Origin of the sequence: Arthrobacter sp. LAR12-1-1.1 (assembly GCF_040676555.1) — a bacterium.
In the GTDB taxonomy this organism is placed as follows: domain Bacteria; phylum Actinomycetota; class Actinomycetes; order Actinomycetales; family Micrococcaceae; genus Arthrobacter.
The window spans coordinates 1-610 of record NZ_JBEGIG010000039.1 but is presented as its reverse complement, the minus strand read 5'-3'; the positions used below and the strand labels follow the sequence as shown (position 1 = coordinate 610).

The window sequence follows — 610 nt, the reverse complement described above, 5'->3', positions numbered from 1 at the left end:
CGGCGTCGGCGGTCAGGGCCTCGGCGATGATGTCCGCGACCTCGGCGAAGGCCGCCTCGCCGAAGCCGCGGGTCGCCAGCGCCGGGGTGCCGATCCGCAGCCCGGAGGTCACCATCGGCGGGCGCGGGTCGAACGGGACGGCGTTGCGGTTGACCGTGATGTCGATGGCCGCGAGGCGGTCCTCGGCTTCCTGCCCGTTCAGCTCGCAGTCGCGCAGGTCCACCAGGACCAGGTGCACATCGGTGCCGCCGGAGATCACGCTGATCCCCTTCGCGGTCACATCCGGCTGGACCAGCCGGTCCGCGAGGATCCTGGCACCGGCCAGGACCCGCTGCTGGCGCTCCCGGAACTCCTCGGACGCGGCGATCTTGAACGCCACGGCCTTGCCCGCGATCACGTGCTCCAGCGGCCCGCCCTGCTGGCCCGGGAACACCGCCGAGTTGATCTTCTTGGCGATCTCCGCGTCGTTGGACAGGATGATCCCGCCGCGCGGACCGGCCAGGGTCTTGTGCGTCGTGGAGGTGGTGACGTGGGCGTGCGGGACCGGGGACGGGTGCAGCCCGGCCGCGACCAGCCCGGCGAAGTGCGCCATGTCCACCATCAGGTAGGC

General features: G+C 72.1%; 1 pseudogene. It reads right to left on the bottom strand.

The features are described 5' to 3' along the window. Positions 1 to 610: pseudogene (locus MRBLAR12_RS18585) on the bottom strand (serine hydroxymethyltransferase); the annotation flags it as partial.